Origin of the sequence: Micromonospora sp. CV4 (assembly GCF_003667455.1) — a bacterium.
In the GTDB taxonomy this organism is placed as follows: Bacteria; Actinomycetota; Actinomycetes; order Mycobacteriales; family Micromonosporaceae; genus Micromonospora.
The window spans coordinates 1-476 of the sequence record NZ_RCVI01000034.1; the positions used below are offsets into that span (position 1 = coordinate 1).

Consider the following 476-nt stretch of genomic DNA (forward strand, 5'->3'; position numbering starts at 1 on the left):
GGGCGTACGCGCCCTCGCGCAGCGGCGCCGGGACGACCCGGAGCATCTCCTCGGTGGACCGCACCACGGTCGGGAGCATCAGCACGCTGAGCGCGAGCGCGGCGGCGAAGCCGGAGAATCCGGGCCGGCCGTCGTTGACCATCGGCGACACGATGAGCACCCAGAACGCCAGGACGAACAGACCGGAGACGATCGACGGGATGCCGGTCATGACGTCGACGAAGAACCGGATGGCGAAGGAGAAGCGGCCCCGCCCGTACTCGACGACGTAGATGGCGCAGAGGATGCCGAGCGGAACGGTGATCAGGGTGGCGATGCCGACCTGCTCCAGCGTCCCGACGATGGCGTGGTAGGCGCCGCCGTTCGGGTCCCGCGCCCCGATGTTGTTCATCGAGGTGCCGAAGAAATTGCCGTCGAGGCGCTCGACTCCCTTGCTGACCAGGGTCCAGACCACGGAGGCCAGCGGCAGCACCGCC

General features: G+C 69.1%; 1 protein-coding gene. It reads right to left on the bottom strand.

Annotation, left to right across the window (positions count from 1 at the left end; all coding sequences use genetic code 11):
- The coding region (locus EAD98_RS00160; RefSeq protein ID WP_121652105.1) for a PstA family ABC transporter permease at positions 1–476 on the bottom strand (476 nt) is incomplete at both ends.